This is a genomic window from Massilia luteola (assembly GCF_034420155.1).
GTDB classification, from domain to species: domain Bacteria; phylum Pseudomonadota; class Gammaproteobacteria; order Burkholderiales; family Burkholderiaceae_D; genus Telluria; species Telluria luteola.
Map to the genome: position 1 here is coordinate 78,439 of NZ_JAXOFN010000002.1, position 17,452 is coordinate 95,890.

Annotated in this window: 12 protein-coding genes; 3 read left to right on the forward strand and 9 right to left on the reverse strand. The window is 67.7% G+C overall.

Annotated elements, in window-relative coordinates; genetic code table 11:
- Positions 1–4: 4 nt before the first annotated feature.
- Positions 5–1,501 (reverse strand): NAD(P)H-hydrate dehydratase, encoded by a 1,497-nt coding sequence (locus U9J41_RS03375; RefSeq protein WP_322400253.1) that lies wholly within the window; start codon positions 1,499–1,501, stop codon positions 5–7.
- A 108-nt stretch (positions 1,502–1,609) separates the two neighbouring features.
- On the opposite strand from U9J41_RS03375, the gene U9J41_RS03380 reads away from it, so the two are divergent.
- Entirely contained in the window at positions 1,610–5,212 is a 3,603-nt protein-coding gene (locus tag U9J41_RS03380) for a hydantoinase B/oxoprolinase family protein (protein WP_322400255.1), read from the forward strand.
- A 34-nt stretch (positions 5,213–5,246) separates the two neighbouring features.
- On the opposite strand, the gene U9J41_RS03385 is transcribed toward U9J41_RS03380, so the two are convergent.
- The gene (locus U9J41_RS03385) at positions 5,247–6,959 is read right to left on the reverse strand and encodes a tetratricopeptide repeat protein (RefSeq protein WP_322400257.1); all 1,713 of its coding nucleotides are present in this window, start codon (positions 6,957–6,959) and stop codon (positions 5,247–5,249) included.
- A 181-nt stretch (positions 6,960–7,140) separates the two neighbouring features.
- On the opposite strand from U9J41_RS03385, the gene purL reads away from it, so the two are divergent.
- Together purL and U9J41_RS03395 are read left to right on the forward strand one after the other, a co-directional pair.
- Positions 7,141–11,205 carry a phosphoribosylformylglycinamidine synthase gene (purL, locus tag U9J41_RS03390; protein WP_322400259.1) on the forward strand — a complete coding sequence of 1,355 codons (4,065 nt, stop codon included), beginning with the start codon at positions 7,141–7,143 and terminating at the stop codon, positions 11,203–11,205.
- Between the two features lie 179 nt (positions 11,206–11,384).
- Positions 11,385–11,861, forward strand: a complete 477-nt coding sequence (locus tag U9J41_RS03395) for a hypothetical protein (RefSeq protein WP_322400261.1) — start codon at positions 11,385–11,387, stop codon at positions 11,859–11,861.
- Between the two features lie 4 nt (positions 11,862–11,865).
- On the opposite strand, the gene U9J41_RS03400 is transcribed toward U9J41_RS03395, so the two are convergent.
- The 7 genes from U9J41_RS03400 to U9J41_RS03430 form a co-directional block, all read right to left on the reverse strand.
- Positions 11,866–12,225 carry a DUF1304 domain-containing protein gene (locus U9J41_RS03400; protein ID WP_322400262.1) on the reverse strand — a complete coding sequence of 120 codons (360 nt, stop codon included), beginning with the start codon at positions 12,223–12,225 and terminating at the stop codon, positions 11,866–11,868.
- A gap of 89 nt (positions 12,226–12,314) precedes the next feature.
- Positions 12,315–13,331 (reverse strand): nucleoside hydrolase, encoded by a 1,017-nt coding sequence (locus U9J41_RS03405; RefSeq protein WP_322400264.1) that lies wholly within the window; start codon positions 13,329–13,331, stop codon positions 12,315–12,317.
- Entirely contained in the window at positions 13,331–14,632 is a 1,302-nt protein-coding gene (locus U9J41_RS03410; protein ID WP_322400266.1) for a GDSL-type esterase/lipase family protein, read from the reverse strand. Before U9J41_RS03410 ends, U9J41_RS03405 begins: the two co-directional genes overlap by 1 nt.
- 84 nt (positions 14,633–14,716) lie before the next feature.
- On the reverse strand, positions 14,717–15,496 hold the full coding sequence (locus U9J41_RS03415) for a peptidylprolyl isomerase (protein ID WP_322400268.1): 780 nt from the start codon (positions 15,494–15,496) through the stop codon (positions 14,717–14,719).
- A gap of 101 nt (positions 15,497–15,597) precedes the next feature.
- Positions 15,598–16,389 carry a peptidylprolyl isomerase gene (locus U9J41_RS03420; RefSeq protein ID WP_322400270.1) on the reverse strand — a complete coding sequence of 264 codons (792 nt, stop codon included), beginning with the start codon at positions 16,387–16,389 and terminating at the stop codon, positions 15,598–15,600.
- A gap of 117 nt (positions 16,390–16,506) precedes the next feature.
- A complete protein-coding gene (locus U9J41_RS03425; protein ID WP_322400272.1) occupies positions 16,507–16,782 on the reverse strand; it encodes a BolA family protein in 276 nt (91 codons plus the stop codon).
- Positions 16,779–17,438, reverse strand: a complete 660-nt coding sequence (locus U9J41_RS03430; protein ID WP_322400274.1) for a septation protein A — start codon at positions 17,436–17,438, stop codon at positions 16,779–16,781. Before U9J41_RS03430 ends, U9J41_RS03425 begins: the two co-directional genes overlap by 4 nt.
- Positions 17,439–17,452: the final 14 nt, after the last annotated feature.

The window sequence follows — 17,452 nt, forward strand, 5'->3', positions numbered from 1 at the left end:
CCGTTCACGCGCGGCCCGCGTCGGCCACGAGCGCATTGAGCTCGGCGCGGATCGCGCGCGGCAATTCGCCCGCCGTCAGGCCGATCGGGCCCTTGCCCGCGGCGACGAGCCGGTCCGCCGCCGCGCCATGCAGCCAGACGCCCGCCAGCGCGGCTTCCCACGCCGGCCAGCCCTGGCTCAGCAGGGTGCCGATCAGGCCCGCCAGCACGTCGCCCGTGCCGCCCGTGGCGAGGCCCGGGTTGCCCGTCGCGTTCAGCGCCACCTCGCCGTCCGGCCGCGCGATGACGCTGCCGGCGCCCTTGAGCACGACGACGGCGTCCAGCCGCTGCGCCAGCTCGCGCGCATTCTCCAGCCGGTCGGCCTGGACGATGGGGGCCGTCACGCCCAGCAGGCGCGCGGCTTCCAGCGGGTGCGGCGTGACGACCGTCGCGCCGTCGTGCGCCGCCAGGCGCGCGGCCAGGTCGGGGCTGGCCGCGCACAGGTTCAGCGCGTCGGCGTCGACCAGCAGCGGCCCGGTGCCGTCGATCACCTTCGACAGCAGGTGCGTGGCGCCGGCCGAATCGCCCATGCCGGGGCCCGCGACGACCGTGCGGCCGGCGAACGTGAAGCCGGCGGCGTCGCGGAACATGATCTCCGGCTGCACCGGGTCCAGGCCCGGGCCCGGATCGACGGCGGCGACGAACACGCGGCCCGCGCCCGCATACAGCGCGGTGCGCGCGGCCAGGATGGCGGCGCCGGCCATGCCGCGTGCGCCGCCCAGCACGGCCACGTCGCCGTATGTGCCTTTATGGGAATTGCGCCGGCGCGGCGCGAGCAGGCCGGCGAACAGCGCGGGCGCGTTCAACCGCGCGTGCGCCGTCTCCGCGTGCAGGCCGGCCGTGCCGAGGCGGTCCACGTGCACGCGGCCCGCGTGGTCGCAGCCGTCGCCCGTGTGCAGGCCCGGTTTGTCGCCGAGGAAGGTGATCGTGTGCGTGGCGCGCACGGCCACGCCGTCCGGGCCGATGACGCCGCCCGTGTCGGCATCGAGGCCGCTCGGGACGTCCAGCGCCAGTACGGGACACCCCATCCGGTGCGTCGCCTCGACGAGTTCGCGCGCGCGTCCCGCGAGCGGGCGCGCGAGGCCGATGCCGAACAGGCCGTCGACGACGAGGCAGCCGCCGCGGCCGTCGCCGATCGCGTCGACGAAGCGCGCGCAACTGGCCCGGGCGCGTTCGAGGGCACGCTGCGTTTCCGGCGACGGCGCCGCGCCCGCGAGGTGGACGACGTCGACGCTGGCGCCGAGATTGGCCAGGTTCGCGGCGACCTCCAGCGCGTCGCCGCCGTTGTTGCCGGGGCCGGCCAGCACGAGGACGCGTCGGGTCGGCAGGCCGCCGAGCACTTCGAGCGCGTAGGCGGATGCGGCCTCGCCCGCGCGCGCCATCAGTGTGCCGGGCGGCAGCTGCGGCTGGGCTGCCTGTTCGATGGCGCGGATCTGCGCGACGCTGTAGAGCGGATTGTCCATGCTGGTTCCGATAGAAAACGCACGACGGTGCGGAACATGCATTTTCGCTAAAATCGGCACATCGCGCGACTACAATAGCGCTGGCTTGACTTTGACGATGGGGAAACGATGGACTGGCAGTTCTGGATCGACCGCGGCGGCACCTTCACGGATATCGTGGCGCGCCGGCCCGACGGGAGCCTGGTCACGCACAAGCTGCTGTCGGACAATCCGGAACGCTACCGCGACGCGGCCGTCGCCGGCATCCGCCACCTGCTCGGCCTGGCGCCGGACGCGGCGCTCCCGGCGGGGCGGGTGGAGGCCGTCAAGATGGGCACGACGGTCGCCACCAATGCGCTGCTGGAGCGCAAGGGCGAGCGCACGGCGCTCGCGATCACCCGCGGTTTCGGCGACGCCCTGCGCATCGCCTACCAGAACCGCCCGCGCCTGTTCGACCGCCACATCGTCCTGCCCGAGCTGCTGTACGGCCGCGTCGTCGAGATCGTCGAGCGCATCGGCGCGCACGGCGACGTCGTGACGCAGCTCGACGAGGCGGCGGCGCGGCGCGACCTGCAGGCCGTGTACGACGGCGGCATCCGCGCGCTGGCCATCGTGTTCATGCACGGCTATCGCTACCATGCCCACGAGGATGCCGTCGCGCGCATCGCCCGCGACATCGGCTTCACCCAGGTCTCGGTGTCGCATGAGGCCAGTCCGCTGATGAAGCTCGTGGCGCGCGGCGACACGACGGTCGTCGATGCGTACCTGTCGCCGATCCTGCGCCGCTACGTCGACCAGGTGGCGGCCGAGCTGCCGGGCGTGAACCTGCAGTTCATGCAGTCCAGCGGCGGCCTGACGGATGCGCGCGCGTTCCAGGGCAAGGACAGCATCCTGTCCGGCCCAGCCGGCGGCATCGTCGGCATGGTGCGCGCCAGCCGGCTCGCCGGATTCGAGCGCGTCATCGGCTTCGACATGGGCGGGACGTCGACCGACGTCTCGCATTACGCGGGCGAATTCGAGCGCGTGTTCGAGACGCTGGTCGCGGGCGTGCGCATGCGCGCGCCCATGATGAGCATCCACACCGTCGCGGCGGGCGGCGGCTCGATCCTGCATTTCGACGGCAGCCGCTACCGCGTCGGGCCGGACAGCGCCGGCGCGAACCCGGGGCCGGCCAGCTACCGGCGCGGCGGGCCGCTTGCTGTCACGGACTGCAACGTCATGCTGGGCAAGATCCAGCCGCGGCACTTCCCGCACGTGTTCGGCCCGGACGCCGACCAGCCGCTCGACGCGGACGCCGTGCGCGCCGGCTTCGACGCCATGGCCGACGCGATCGAACGCGCGTCCGGCGCGCGGCCCGCCCCGGAAGCCGTCGCCGAAGGTTTCATCCGCATCGCCGTGGGCAATATGGCGAACGCGATCAAGCAGATCTCGGTGCAGCGCGGCCACGACGTGACGGATTACGCGCTCACGAGCTTCGGTGGCGCCGGCGGCCAGCACGCCTGCCTCGTGGCGGACGCACTGGGCATGAAGACGGTATTCATCCATTCGCTGGCGGGCGTGCTGTCCGCGTACGGCATGGGTCTCGCGGACCAGGGCGCGATGCGCGAACGGGCCGTCGAGCGCCGGCTGGACGCCTTGGACGCCGACGAGCTGGCGGTCGAACTGGATGCGCTGGCCACTGCAGCCCGCGCCGACCTGCTGGCGCAGGGCGTGGCGGCCGACCGCATCGCCGTGCTGCGCCGCGTGCACCTGCGCTACGACGGTACGGATTCGGCCATCGTCGTGATGGATGGGGACCGCGCCGCGCTGCAGGCCCGGTTCGAACACGCGTACCGCCGCCGCTTTTCCTTCCTCATGCCGGGCAAGGCGCTCGTCGTGGAAGCCGTGTCGGTGGAAGCGCTGGGCCGTTCCGACGCGCCGTCCGAGCAACCGGTACCGGGCGCGCCGCGCGCCGGCGCGCCGGCGGCGTTCGAGACGGCGCGGATGTACGCCGACGGCGCCTGGCGCGACACGCACGTGTACCGCCGCGAGGACATCGTGCCGGGCGATGCGATCGACGGCCCCGCCATCGTCGCGGAAGCGAATGCGACGACGGTCGTGGAGGCGGGCTGGCGCGCCGAGGTCACGCCGTACGGCCACCTCGTGCTGCGCCGCGTGCGGGCGCTGCCGCAAAGGCATGCGATCGGGACGACGGTCGACCCGGTGATGCTGGAGATCTTCAACAACCTGTTCATGTCCATCGCCGAGCAGATGGGCCTGCGCCTGCAGAACACGGCGTACTCCGTCAACATCAAGGAGCGCCTGGACTTCAGCTGCGCCATCTTCGATGCCGACGGCAACCTCGTGGCCAACGCGCCGCACATGCCGGTGCACCTGGGGTCGATGGGCGAGAGCATCAAGGCCGTCATGCGCAAGAACACCGGCCGCATGCAGGCAGGCGACGTGTACGTGCTGAACGACCCGTACAACGGCGGCACGCACCTGCCCGACGTGACGGTGATCTCGCCCGTGTTCGACGAAGCGGGGGCGCACATCCTGTTCTATGTGGGCTCGCGCGGCCACCATGCGGACATCGGCGGCACGACGCCCGGCTCGATGCCGCCGGATTCGACGCACATCGAGGAAGAGGGCGTCCTGATCGACAACGTCAAGCTGGTCGACGGCGCCGACGGCGTGCTGCGCGACGCGGAAATGCGCGCGCTGCTGGCCGGCGCGCGCTGGCCGGCGCGCAATCCGGACCAGAACATGGCCGACCTGCGCGCCCAGGTGGCGGCCAACCAGAAGGGTGTCGACGAGCTGCGCAAGATGGTCGCGCATTTCGGGCTGGACGTCGTGCGCGCCTACATGGGGCACGTGCAGGACAATGCCGAGGAAGCCGTGCGGCGCGTCATCACCGCGCTCTCGGACGGCCATTTCGTGAACGAGCTCGATAACGGCGCGCGCATCGAGGTCGCGATCCGCGTCGACCGCCCGGCGCGCAGCGCGGAGATCGATTTTACGGGGACGTCCGCCCAGCTGCCGAACAACTTCAACGCGCCGTCCGCCGTGTGCATGGCGGCCGTGCTGTACGTGTTCCGCACGCTCGTGGACGACGAGATCCCGCTGAACGCGGGCTGCCTCAAGCCGCTGAAGGTGATCATCCCACCCGGTTCCATGCTCAATCCGCATTATCCGGCGGCCGTCGTCTCCGGCAATGTGGAGACGTCAACGTGCATCACGAACGCGCTGTACGGCGCGCTGCGGGTGATGGCGGCCGCGCAGGGCACGATGAACAACTTCACGTTCGGGAACGCGCGCCACCAGTATTACGAGACCATCTCCGGCGGCGCCGGCGCCGGACCGGGATTCGACGGCACCGACGTCGTGCAGACGAACATGACGAACTCGCGCCTCACCGACCCTGAGATCCTGGAGTTCCGCTTTCCCGTGCGGCTGGAGAGCTATGCGATCCGGCCCGGCTCGGGCGGCGCCGGGCGCTGGCATGGCGGCAACGGCGGCGTGCGCCGGATCCGCTTCCTGGAACCGATGACGGCGGCGATCCTGTCCAACAACCGCGTGCACGCGCCGTTCGGCATGGCGGGCGGGGCGCCCGGCGCGCGCGGCCGCAACGTCGTCGAGCGGGCCGACGGCCGCGTCGAGGAACTGGGCCACATCGGCAAGACCGAGATGGCGACGGGCGACCAGTTCATCATCGAGACGCCGGGCGGGGGCGGGTACGGCGAATCGCAATAATCGCGCCTTTTGCCCCGCATCGGTCGGATAGATCCTAGGCGCCCGACGTCGCGATACCGTATTTGCGCTTGGCGGCCGCCAGCTCCGCATCGAGCGCGAGCAGGCGCGGATGGTCCGGATCGAGTGCGCGGATGTGTTCCAGCTGCTCTTCCGACAGCGCGGCGAGCGGGTGGTCCCAGCCCATCTCCATGATCTGGCGGAGCACACCGCCGACGACGGCGACCATCACCTGCAGGTTGTTCGGCGCCATGTGCAGCGCTTCCAGCAGGGTTTGCACGGCGCCGCGCACGTCGCCCATGTTGCGCTTTTCGTCCGCCACGCCGAGCAGGATCTGCGCCTGCGCGCGCAGCTGCTTGCCGATGCCGTCCGCGAGGTCGGGGCGGCCGGCCCTGACGAACACGTTCAGCGCCTGCTGCGGCGACAGCGCGTCGTCGCCGCCGTTCAGCGCGCCCAGCATGACTTCCGAGGCCTCGTCGTCCATGTGGTGCGTGAGGCACGATTGCGCCAGCCCCACGCGCATATGCGGCGACAGCGCGCCGCCCGCGCGCACGGCGTCGACGGCCAGCTTGAGTTCCTTGACCGCGGCGGCGCCGTTGCCCGCCGCGTCGTGCAGCAGCGCCACCGAGATCGCCTTGCAGGCGTCCGCTGCCGGCGTGCCGCGCAGCGAGCGTTCGAGATCGCGGATGACGGTCGACGCGCCGGCCGGATCGCCCTTGCCGACGAGCGCGCGGACGAGGTTGACGTGGTCTTCGGGATTGCGGAATTCCGAATAGCGCGAGCGCGTGACGACCTGGCGGAACGATTTTTCGGCGCCGTCCGTGTCGCCCGTTTCGAGCGCCACCTCGCCCAGCCGGCGCAGGCGGCGCACGACGTAGGGCGAGATCGCGACGGCGTCTTCCAGCGTCTTCTTGGCCTGCGCCGCGTCGCCGCGCTCCTGCTGGCAGCGCGCGAGCAGGTCGTACGCGGCCATCAGGCGCGGATTGTCGGCCACGATGTGTTCGAGCAGCGGGATCGCTTCGTCAGTGCGGCCCTGGGCGGCGACGGCGCGCGCGAGCCCGAGCCGCGCCCAGCCCACCGGTTTCGCCGCCAGCACGTCGCGGTACACGGTTTCGGCCAGGTCGTGCTCCTTGAGCGAGGCGTGCAGCTCCGCGCGCAGCCGGGCAAAGTCGAGCGCATGTGCGGGCCGCGTGCGGGCCGATTCGATGGCCGCGGCGATGGCTTCGCGCGGCTTCGCCTGGGCGATCAGCTGGTAGACGGGAAGCAGGGCGGCGCGGCGCGCGACGGCTTTCTGGATGCGTTCGTGCAGCACCTGGACCGTGAACGGTTTCAGGATGTAGTCGGTCGGCGTCAGCTCGGCCGCGCTGACCACCTTGCCGTACGTGCCTTCCGCCGTCAGCATGATGAAGATGGACCAGGGCGGGATGATGCGGTGGTGGCGCAGGTCTTCCAGCAACTGCTGGCCGTCCTGGCCTTCGCCGCCGCCGTCCGCCCCTCTCGTGCCGCTGCCCAGGTCGTACTCGCACAGCACGATGTCGAACGACTTGCGGCCGAGCGCCTTGATCGCGGTGCCCGCGTTCACGGCCGACTCGATCCGCGTCACGCCCGCCTGGTTGAGCATGTTCTGCAGGTTCGCGCGGATGCCGGCGTTGGGATCGACGATCAGCACGCTCAACTGAGCATTCAGTTGGGCGCCCGGTTGATTGGCCGCCGGCGTGCCGGACTGGCTGGATGAGCTATTTTCTGGCATGCGTTTCGGTATCCGTCGGTCCGCGCGAGGTATTTTTCTGCACTACGATACCGCTAAGCTGCAAGGTCGGCAACTTTTCGCTTCGCGTGCGCCCCTGGCGGCCGACCGGGACGGGGCCGACGCTGTATAATAGCGGGCTTCTTTCACCCGCAGCCACGCTGCATCAACCGACTTTCAAGCCATGTTGATTCTGCCGGGTTCCAACGCCCTCTCTGCCTTCCGTAGCCAACGCCTCCTCGCGCAACTGCAAGCCGTCGCCCCGACGATTGCCGACGTGTCGGCGCGCTACTACCACTTCATCGATGCAAGCGCCCCCCTCACCACGGAGGACACGGAACGCTTGAGCGCAATGCTCACCTATGGCGAGCCTGTGCCGGAAACGCAGTACGAGGGCGTGACCGAGGAATTCTTCGTGATCCCGCGCCTGGGCACGATCTCGCCGTGGGCCTCGAAGGCCACCGACATCGCCCACAACTGCGGCATGGCCCACATCCACCGCGTCGAGCGCGGCGTCGCCTTCACGGTCGTACTGAAGAGCGGCATCCTCGGCACGGGGTTCGGCGCGCCGAAGAAGCTCGCGGACGACGAGATCGCGGCCGTCGCCGCGCTCCTGCACGACCGCATGACGGAGACGGTGCTGCGTGCCGCCTCCCAGGCGCACGCGCTGTTCACGGACCTGGAAAGCCGCCCGCTCGAGCAGATCGACGTGCTGGGTCGCGGCCGCGTGGCGCTGGCCGAGGCGAATGCCGGCATGGGCCTGGCGCTGGCCGAGGACGAGATCGACTACCTGTTCGACGCCTTCTCGCGCGTGCAGCGCAACCCGACCGACGTCGAGCTGATGATGTTCGCGCAGGCGAACTCCGAGCACTGCCGCCACAAGATCTTCAACGCCGAGTGGACCATCGACGGCGCGAAACAGGACAAGAGCCTGTTCCAGATGATCAAGAACACGCACCAGCTGCAGCCGAAGGGCACGATCGTCGCGTACAGCGACAACTCGGCCATCATGGAAGGCGCCGAGGCCCTGCGCTTCTTCCCGCAGGCCGGCAGCCAGGAATACGCACCGGTCACGGACCTGACGCACACGCTGATGAAGGTCGAGACCCACAACCACCCGACGGCGATCTCCCCGTTCCCGGGCGCCTCGACGGGCGCCGGCGGCGAGATCCGCGACGAGGGCGCGACCGGCCGCGGCGCCAAGCCGAAGGCCGGCCTGACGGGCTTCACGGTGTCGAACCTGTACCTGCCGGACGCGGTGCGGCCGTGGGAAAACGCGGCCAACGTCAACGGCGCGGACAAGGCCGGCGCCGACCAGGTCTACGGCAAGCCGGAACGCATCGCGTCGCCGCTGCAGATCATGGTCGACGGTCCGCTGGGCGGCGCCGCGTTCAACAACGAATTCGGCCGGCCGAACCTGGGCGGCTACTTCCGGGTCTACGAACAGAACGTGGGCCCGACGGCGCTCAGTTCCAAGACCGGCGGCGACACCGTGTTCGGCTACCACAAGCCGATCATGATCGCGGGCGGCATCGGCAACATCGCGGGCGGCCACACGCACAAGAACGATATCCCGGTCGGCAGCCTGCTGCTGCAGCTGGGCGGTCCGGGCATGCGCATCGGCATGGCCGGCGCGGCCGCGTCGTCGATGGCGACCGGCACCAACACCGCCGACCTGGACTTCGACTCGGTCCAGCGCGGCAACCCGGAGATGGAGCGGCGCGCGCAGGAAGTCATCAACGCCTGCTGGCAGCTGGGCGACGCGAACCCGATCATCTCGATCCACGACGTGGGCGCGGGCGGCATCTCGAACGCCTTCCCGGAAATCACCAACGACGCCAGGCGCGGCGCCACCTTCGACCTGCGCAAGGTGCCGCTGGAAGAAAGCGGCATGTCGCCGAAGGAAATCTGGAGCAACGAATCGCAGGAGCGCTACGTGCTGGCGATCGCGCCGGACGACCTGGCGCACTTCGCCGCCATCTGCGAACGCGAGCGCTGCCCGTTCGCGGCGGTGGGCGTCGCCACGGAAGAGCGCCGGCTGCGCCTCATCGACCCGATCACGGAAAAGGACGGAGGCGCGTCCCCGGTCGACATGCCGATGGACGTCCTGCTCGGCAAGCCGCCGAAGATGCACCGCAACGTCGAGCACGTGGTGAATGAATTCAAACCCGTCGACGTCACGGGACTGGACCTGGAAGAAGTCGCGCGCCGCGTGCTGCTGCTGCCGACCGTGGCCGACAAGTCGTTCCTGATCACGATCGGCGACCGCACCGTGGGCGGCATGAGCGTGCGCGACCAGATGGTCGGCCCGTGGCAGGTGCCCGTCGCCGACTGCGCCGTCACCACCTTGAGCTTCGAAGGCTACAAGGGCGAAGGGATGGCGATGGGCGAGCGCACGCCGCTGGCCGTCATCGACGCCGCCGCGTCGGGCCGCATGGCCGTCGGCGAGGCCATCACGAACATCGCCGCCGCGCCGATCGCCGATATCTCGGCGATCAAGCTGTCCGCCAACTGGATGGCCGCGTGCGGCCAGCCGGGCCAGGACGCCGCGCTGTTCGACACGGTGAAGGCCGTGGGCATGGAATTGTGCCCGGCGCTGGGCGTGTCGATCCCGGTCGGCAAGGATTCGCTGTCGATGCGGACGACGTGGAGCGAGGACGGCGACAACAAGGCCGTCGTGTCGCCGGTGTCGCTGATCGTGTCGAGCTTCGCGCCCGTCACCGACGTGCGCAAGACCCTGACGCCGCAACTGCGCACGGACCTGGGCGAGACGTCGCTGATCCTGATCGACCTGGGGCGCGGCAAGAACCGCCTGGGCGCGTCCGCGCTGGCGCAAGTCACGCAGCAGCTGGGCAACGACACGCCGGACGTCGACAATCCGGCCGACCTGAAAGCCTTCTTCGCCGCGATCCAGCAACTGAACGACGCCGGCAAGCTGCTGGCCTACCACGACCGTTCGGACGGCGGCCTGTACGCCACGCTGTGCGAGATGGCGTTCGCGGGCCGCGCGGGCGTCTCCGTCAACCTCGACATCCTGACGATGGAAGGCGAGCACGCCTCCGACCACGGCGACGCCAAGAACTGGGCGGCGCAGGTGGGCGAGCGCCGCAACGAGATGACGCTGCGCGCGCTGTTCAACGAAGAGCTGGGCGCCGTCGTGCAGGTGCGGACGGCCGAGAAATCGGCCGTGATGAACGTGCTGCGGACGTTCGACCTGGGCGCGTGCAGCCACATCATCGGCAAGGTCAATGACCGCGGCGTCGTGGAATTCACGCGCGACACGAAGATCATCTACAGCAAGCGCCGCAGCGAACTGCACCGCCTGTGGAGCGAGACGAGCTGGCGCATCGCGCGCCTGCGCGACAACCCGGCCTGCGTCGACCAGGAATACGACCGCCTGCTGGACGAGCAGGACCCGGGCTTCACGCCGAAGCTGGTGCACGATACGTCGGTCAACATCGCCGCGCCGTTCATCGCGACCGGTGCCCGCCCCACGGTCGCGATCCTGCGCGAGCAGGGCGTCAACTCGCACATCGAGACGGCGTGGGCGATGCACCAGGCGGGCTTCAAGGCCGTCGACGTGCACATGAGCGACCTGATCTCGGGCCGCGCGACGCTGGACGACTTCAAGGGCCTGATCGCCGTGGGCGGCTTCTCGTACGGCGACGTGCTGGGCGCCGGCGAAGGCTGGGCCAAGACGATCCTGTTCAACGCCGAGCTGAAGGCCGCGTTCGCGCAGTTCTTCGGCCGCGCCGATACGTTCGGCCTGGGCGTGTGCAACGGCTGCCAGATGATGAGCAACCTGAAGGCGATCATCCCGGGCGCGGAAGCGTGGCCGAAGTTCACCCGCAACAAGTCGGAACAGTTCGAAGCGCGCTTCGGCATGGTCGAGGTGATGGAGTCGCCGTCGATCTTCTTCCAGGGCCTGGCGGGCACGCACGCGCCGCTGGCGATCGCGCACGGCGAAGGCTACGCGGACTTCTCGCAGACCGGCGACATCACCAAGGTCGCGAAGGCGCTGCGCTACATCGACAACCGCGGCGCGGCGACCGAGGCGTATCCGTTCAATCCGAACGGCTCGCCGGAGGGCCTCACGGCCGTCACGACGCCGGACGGCCGCTTCACCGTCATGATGCCGCACGCGGAGCGCGTGGCGCGTACCGTCACCATGTCGTGGCATCCGGATGGCTGGGGCGAGGATTCGCCGTGGGCGCGGATGTTCCAGAATGCGAGGAAGTGGGTGGGTTGATTTCCTGCCTGCACCGGCTCGCGAAGCGCTCCCTCGGGAGCGCTTTTATTTTGTCGATCACGAACGGCCGCCCGTATCCGGGCCGGTTTTTGTTATATTTTACTAAACGAAAAATGTTACAAACGGGGACGAACGAGCCCCATTGGCCGGCGCATGAATGCATCCAACAAGGGAGACCTATGACAACGTCGCGTTATCAATGCGTTGAATGCCTGAAAACCTATATCGGCCCTACGCTGCCGAGTCCAATGATGTGCAATTGTCACCCGCCAGGGGCGATCGATGCCGATCCGGCGCCCGGGCAGACGTCCACGCTCAGCGCCAGCGCGGCCGTCTTCGAGCCATCGTCGACGCCGGTTGCGGCGATTGCGATGGGCGTCGCGTATGACGGGACGGACCCCGGGGCATTGAACCAGGAATTCTTCTTTGTCGAAGCGCCGACGGCGACATACCGAACCGTCTTGCCGCATGGGCACATCACATGCAATATGGACGGCTCGGTCGCGAACATCTCCTATACGTCGCGCACCGGTCAGAAGCTGTCCTACGTCGGTACGAACACGGACTGGAACACCATCTTGGCGGACTCGGCCGCCGTCTATAACGCGATGTGCGCGACTTTACATTCCTGGAACAATTCCTGGAGCAATTCCTGAACGATCAGGCGAACAGCAGGGCGATCAGCGCCAGCCCGGCCGGCACGGTTTGCACGAACAGGATACGCCGCGATACGGTCGCGGCGCCCCAGACGCCCGCGATGGCCACGCAGACGAGCCCGAACACGACGAAGGCGCGGCCGACGACCGGATCGGGATGCAGCAGCCCCACCCCCAGCATGGCCGCCAGGAAGCCGTTGTAGCAGCCCTGGTTCGACATCAGCGGCGCCAGCGCGTCCACCTGGCCTTCCTTGATCCCGAAGACCTTCCTGCCGCGGGTGCGGAACAGGACGGTCTCGATGAGGACGATGTAGACGTGGATGGCGATGACGAGGGCGGTGAGGGTGGTGGCGATCAGCAGCATGAATGTTCCAGTCGAGAAAGATGTACGTACTGTACCGTATTCGCGCGCGTTCGCGGCCTTCCGGACGCATTGATCGACCGGATGCCGGCTCAGAGGCCGGCGCGCGCGAACTTCGCGAACATGTCGGCGAACGTCAGGCGGGTGTCGATGGTCTGGTAGACCCGCATCGGGCGCCCGTCGGGCGCGGCAACGTAGCGGCCGTCGGCAGCGATGCGCGGCGTGGGCCGGACGACGTAGGCGCTCGACGCGCTGTCCGGCTCGAACGAGGATTGCAGCGCCGTGAGGGTGACGAGCGGGCTGTCGCCGAGGATATACGTTTCCCCGAGTTCTCCGTTCATCAGTGCCGTTACCCGTTCCAGCTGCTGGACCAGGAACGTGCCGAGCTTGCCCGCGGCGCGCAGGCCGGCATCCAGTTCGGCGTGGCTGATGATGAGCTGGCGGTAGACGTTGCGCGGCACCTGCCAGATCTCGACGTCGGCATGGTTGAAGATCCACCGGGCGGCCGGCAGGTCGATCGTCAGGTTGTATTCGAGGTCGTGCCGCGCCGGCACGCCTGGCAGCAGGTCGGGATGTTCCATGCCTCCGATCCAGACGAGTTTCAGGCGCCTGCCGATACGGGGTTCGAGCATCAGGGCGACGGCCAGGTCCGTCAGACCCGCGCCGGCAGCATAGTAGAGCGGCAGCCTGGTGTCGGTGCGCAGCGCTTCCGCGATGATGCGGCGCGCGGCCTCGGTCGGCGCCGTCGGGACTTGCTGCGTCGATCCGCCATTGCGGCCCGGCACGACTGGCGGCGGGCGGTCCAGCCGCATCGTCGCGTACAGCGCCTGCACGGTGGCGACGGCGTTCTCCGGCTGGCGCGTGGACCGGTCCAGGAAGTCGCCGGCATGGATGTGGGAACCGATCACGAAGGGAATCTCGACCGACGGCGATGCGAGATGGTGCGCCAGCTGGAACAAGCCGTCGGGATCGCCCGAGAAATCGTTGTCGAGGATGACGCGCTGGCGCGGGACGGCGGCGAGCGCCGCCGCCGGGCGGGGCAGGCCGAGCGTCGCCGCGGCCAGGCCCGCGCACAGGAACGTCCGCCGCGCAACGGATCGCGGGGTCATCAGTGCATCAGCTTGTCGAGCGTCGGCTGCATCTCGCGCTGCCAGATCTTGTAGCCGTCGCCGTTCGGATGCAGCAGGTCGGGGAAGATGTCCTTCGACAGCGTGCCGTCCGGCGCGAGGAATGCCTTGCCGATGTCGAGGAAGAACACGTGCTTGCCGTCGGCCAGCTTGGGCAGCAGCGCGTTCACTTTCTCGTTGTTCAGGCGCAGGTCGTCGTCGGGCTTCGCGCCGCGCGGGAAGATCGCCAGCAGCAGGATCTTCGTGTGCGGCTGGTGCTTGCGGATTTCCTCGATGTCGCGCTTGATGCCGGCGTAGATCAGTTCCGGCGCCTCGTGGCGTTGGCCCGTGTTGTTCGTGCCGATCATCATGACGGCGACCTTCGGCGCGATGCCGTCGATCTCGCCGTGCTGCAGGCGCCACAGGACGTTTTCCGTGCGGTCGCCGCCATAGCCCAGGTTCAACGCGTGATACTTGCCCCAGAACTCGTCCCACAGCGGCTTGTTGTGCTGTTCCCAGTTGTGCGTGATGGAGTCGCCGATGAAGACGAGGTCCGTCGGTTCGCCCGCGGCCTTGCGGCGCGCGATCTCGGCCAGTTTTTCCTGGTGGCGCGGCATCCACCAGTCGAGCGACCACGATTCGTTCAGCGGCGACGGTGTCACGCTCGCGGTGCGATAGTCGGGGCAGGTCTCGTTGGCCTTGCCGGTGCGGTCGATGCGGATGTTGGCGATCTCGACGTCGCCGTCGCCGGTGCCGTCCAGCGCGAACGGCGTCGTCACGGCGCTGAAATCGTCGCCCTTGCGGTAGAAGCACGACAGCGCATAGCTCAGGTGGCGCCAGCCCTTGCCCTGGGCCGCGCGCGCCGGGATCACGTCGACGACCTTGCGCTCGCAGTCATGGCCGCAATCGATACGGTAGGTCAGGCCACCCTTCGCCAGTTCGTTCACCTTCAGGTCGAACGACACCGTGCCCTTGGCCAGGTAGGGGCGCAGGTCGAGCGGGGCGCTGTCCACGCGCACGGTCGAGAACCAGGCGTTCTTCCAGCTCAGGCCGAGCGCGTCGGCGGTCGCGTCCTTGTTCGTGCGGCGCACTTCGACGACGGCGCTCGGCAGTTTCGGATCGTTGTCCATGCGGCCCGTGTCGGCCGTCAGCGGCTTCTGGATGTCGAAGTCGCCGAACATCACATGGGCGCCGGCGAGAGGCTGGGCGACGTACAGGGGCAGGGTGGGCGCCGTGGGCGCGGCCGCGGCTGCCGTCGCGGCGAGTGCGGACAGGATGAAGGCGGTGGAATGGCGGAGAGTCATGGTGTCTCGTGTTTGGTTGTTTGGTCGAACAAATAGGTCAAAAAAAAGCGCCCCGGACGGAGCGCTTTCTCTTGCCGAGCCAGCTTACTGGATCTTGGCTTTCTTCATCAGCTCTTCGCGGAACGCAGCCAGCTTGCGCTGCTGCAGCGATTCCGCGACCTGCTGCTTCACTTCTTCCAGCGGCGGGACCTTGGCCGGACGGACGTCTTCCAGCTTGATCACGTGCCAGCCGAACTGGGTGTGCACCGGGGTCTCGGTGACTTGACCTTTTTGCAGCGAGGTCATGGCCTTCGAGAACTCAGGCACGAACGAGGCCGGGTTTGCCCAGTCCAGGTCGCCGCCGTTCGGTGCCGAACCCGGGTCCTTCGACTGCTTGGCCAGGTCTTCGAACTTGGCGCCGCCCTTCAGCTTGGCGATGATCTGCTTGGCTTCGTCTTCCGTGCCGACGAGGATGTGGCGGGCGTGGTATTCCTTGTCGCCCACTTGCGCCTTGTACTTGTCGTACTCGGCCTTGATGTCCGCATCCTTGACCGGATTCTTCTTGATGTAATCGGCCAGCATCGCATTGATGATGATGCTCTGGCGCGCGTTGTCGATTGCGTTCTTGACGTCCGGACGGGTGCCGACGCCTTGCTTGTCGGCTTCCTGGATCAAGACTTCGCGGCCGATCAGGTCCTTCTTGATTGCCTCGCGCAGTTGCGGGGAATCGGTTGCCTTGCCTTGGGCGACGACCTGTTTGACCACCTGGTCAACCTTGGCCGCGGGAATGGGCTTGCCATTGACGGTCGCAACGTTCTGCGCGAACGACGGCAGGGCTACCATCGCGGTCATGGCTAACAACAAGCGGGCTGGCTTCACAATCATTTATTCGATCCTATCTAAAACCGGTGGTGGTGTCCGGTAGTCAACACGAAAAGTCGCCAGGGCGACGAAAACCGGCGGCGCGGGCCGCCGGCGCTGCAATGTTACTGCACCTTTGCTTTTTTGACCATTTCTTCCTGGTACGCGGCCAGCTTTTGCTGGGTCAGCGCCTCGGAGATCTGCGGCTTGACTTCGGCCAGCGCCGGCAGCTTGGCCGGGCGGACGTCGTCCAGCTTGATCACGTGGTAGCCCACCTGGGTCTTGACCGGGGTGTCGGTGATCGCGCCTTTCTGCAGACTGGTGAAGCCGGCGGCAAATTCCGGCGGGAACGAGGACGGGCTCGCCCAATCCAGGTCGCCGCCGTTGTTGGCGGTGCCGGTGTCCTTCGACTGCTTGGCCAGGTCCTCGAACTTGGCGCCGCCTTTCAGCTTGGCGATGGCCGCCTTCGCTTCGTCTTCCGTCGCGAACAGGATATGGCGCACATGGTATTCCTTGTCGCCCGTCTGCTTGGCGAAGCGGTCGTACTCGGCCTTGACTTCGGCGTCCGTCACAGGATGCTTCGTGATGTAGTCGCGCGCGAGGGCGTTGATCACGATGGTCTGGCGGGCGTTCTCCAATGCCGCCTTGACTTCCGGATTCTTTTCGTAGCCCTGCTTGATCGCTTCCTGCATCATCACTTCGCGCGAGATCAGGTCCTTCTTGATCGCCTCACGCAGCTGCGGGCTGTCGGTGCCCTGGCCTTGCGCCACGACCTGCTTGACGATGGCGTCGGCGCGCGAAGAGGGGATCGCCTTGCCATTCACCACGGCGAGGTTCTGTGCGAACGAAGGCGAGTATGCGAAGGATGCGGCGATAGCGATCAGGGCTAACAGTAGCCGCGCTGGCTTAAAAGTCATTTTGTTTCCTGTGAGGGGGTTGCTTGGACGAAGATTTGATTAATAATTATTGTGATGCGTAGCGGATTCTGAATCAGCTTACTTACAACTCGCTTAAAACTCCCTGAAGCCGCGCCGTCACGACTGTTCGGACGGTGCGAGGGCGGTGATCGCCAGGGCATGTATGTCGGCGTGCATCATACCTTGCACGGCATCATATACCAGTCGATGACGCATGACCAGCCTCACTCCCTCGAAGCGTTCGGAAACGATTTTCACTCGGTAATGCCCCCCGCCGGAGGCCGCGCCGGCATGGCCCGCGTGCAGGTGCGAATCGTCGCCGACTTCCAGTACGGACGGGCTCAACGCGGCGTCCAACAACTGGCGGATGCGTTCCACGCGCTCGCTCATCATGCGTCTCCCTTGCCTTGGCCTTGCGGCTGTTCGTGCTCTTCGATGTACTTCGACAGCATCAGCGCCTGGGCGACGATGAACGCGAAGAAAATGCCCGTGATGCCGAACAACTTGAAGTTCACCCACGCGCCCGTATTGCCCTTGAAGACGATGAAGGCCATGACGAGGTTCAGCACGCCGATCGCGGCGAAGAAGGTCATCCACGCATAGCCCACCTTGGTCCAGACGGCGTCCGGCAGCCTGATCTGCGCTTCCATCACCTTGCGCATCAGGTTGTTGCGGAAGCCGGCCTGGGCGACGAACAGCGCCAGCGCGAAGGCCCAGTACAAGATCGTCGGCTTCCACTTGATGAAGCTTTCGTCGTGGAAGTAGATCGTGGCGCCGCCCGTCACGACGATGACGCCGAGGGACAGCCACAGCATGCCGTCCACCTTGCGGCCGCGCGCCAGCAGGTACAGGATCTGCAGGATCGTCGCGACGATGCCCACGAGGGACGCCAGCATGATCGGCGCCTGCTCCGGCGTGACGTTGCCGCCCGAAATCAGGCCTCCCATGTACTGGACCGCGAGCGCATGCGCCGCGTCCTGGTGGCCGTCCGCGAACTTAAAGACGATGAAGAACAGGATGACCGGGAACAGGTCGAACAGGAATTTCATAAGCGGACTCTATC

What these genes read in the sequence shown, in the direction of transcription:
- U9J41_RS03375 (WP_322400253.1), bottom strand. Translation starts at nt 1,501, where the DNA reads ATGGACAATCCGCTCTACAGCGTCGCGCAGATCCGCGCCATCGAACAG.
- U9J41_RS03380 (WP_322400255.1), top strand. Translation starts at nt 1,610, where the DNA reads ATGGACTGGCAGTTCTGGATCGACCGCGGCGGCACCTTCACGGATATC.
- U9J41_RS03385 (WP_322400257.1), bottom strand. Translation starts at nt 6,959, where the DNA reads ATGCCAGAAAATAGCTCATCCAGCCAGTCCGGCACGCCGGCGGCCAAT.
- purL (WP_322400259.1), top strand. Translation starts at nt 7,141, where the DNA reads ATGTTGATTCTGCCGGGTTCCAACGCCCTCTCTGCCTTCCGTAGCCAA.
- U9J41_RS03395 (WP_322400261.1), top strand. Translation starts at nt 11,385, where the DNA reads ATGACAACGTCGCGTTATCAATGCGTTGAATGCCTGAAAACCTATATC.
- U9J41_RS03400 (WP_322400262.1), bottom strand. Translation starts at nt 12,225, where the DNA reads ATGCTGCTGATCGCCACCACCCTCACCGCCCTCGTCATCGCCATCCAC.
- U9J41_RS03405 (WP_322400264.1), bottom strand. Translation starts at nt 13,331, where the DNA reads ATGACCCCGCGATCCGTTGCGCGGCGGACGTTCCTGTGCGCGGGCCTG.
- U9J41_RS03410 (WP_322400266.1), bottom strand. Translation starts at nt 14,632, where the DNA reads ATGACTCTCCGCCATTCCACCGCCTTCATCCTGTCCGCACTCGCCGCG.
- U9J41_RS03415 (WP_322400268.1), bottom strand. Translation starts at nt 15,496, where the DNA reads ATGATTGTGAAGCCAGCCCGCTTGTTGTTAGCCATGACCGCGATGGTA.
- U9J41_RS03420 (WP_322400270.1), bottom strand. Translation starts at nt 16,389, where the DNA reads ATGACTTTTAAGCCAGCGCGGCTACTGTTAGCCCTGATCGCTATCGCC.
- U9J41_RS03425 (WP_322400272.1), bottom strand. Translation starts at nt 16,782, where the DNA reads ATGATGAGCGAGCGCGTGGAACGCATCCGCCAGTTGTTGGACGCCGCG.
- U9J41_RS03430 (WP_322400274.1), bottom strand. Translation starts at nt 17,438, where the DNA reads ATGAAATTCCTGTTCGACCTGTTCCCGGTCATCCTGTTCTTCATCGTC.